The sequence below is a fragment of the Phycicoccus jejuensis genome (genome assembly GCF_000720925.1).
GTDB lineage: Bacteria > Actinomycetota > Actinomycetes > Actinomycetales > Dermatophilaceae > Phycicoccus > Phycicoccus jejuensis.
Window position 1 is genome coordinate 1 of record NZ_JOEE01000049.1, and the last position, 462, is coordinate 462.

1 protein-coding gene is annotated in these 462 nt (G+C 62.3%); it reads right to left on the reverse strand.

Translation table 11 applies throughout. From position 1 onward, the window contains the following. On the reverse strand, positions 1 to 425 hold a 425-nt coding region (locus IG69_RS20625; RefSeq protein WP_281174751.1), incomplete at its 3' end, for a sigma factor-like helix-turn-helix DNA-binding protein. Between the last annotated feature and the right edge of the window lie 37 nt (positions 426 to 462).

Consider the following 462-nt stretch of genomic DNA (forward strand, 5'->3'; position numbering starts at 1 on the left):
CCTCTCGCAGGTGTCTCAGGAGGCATGCTGATCCGGACGTCCTCCGCGAGCAGTGCCATGATCGAATCGACGTCTTTCGTATCGTGAGCGCGAACGTAGTTACGCGCGAGATCGAAGTCCGCTGATGTACTCGTCTGGACTAGCTCGCTCAGACGCTCGACACCCAAGGCTCTCAGTCGGGAACGCGCCCTCTGGAGGAGACTGTTAACAGCAGCGGGAGTTGACTGGAGCAGGCGAGCCGTCTCCAGAGCCGAGAAGCCGAGCATGTCGCGCGCAACCAGCACGGCACGTTGCCGTTCCGGAAGTTGGGACAGCACTGCCACGACGTACAGGTCGGTGCTGTCGCGTTCGACGACCGTGTCTGCGGGATCTACCGTGTCGGGGCAGGGTGACAACCAGTCTGCCCGTTCCAGGATGTCAGCCACCGAGTCGGCCGGTATTGAGCGACGATCGTGATGGCGC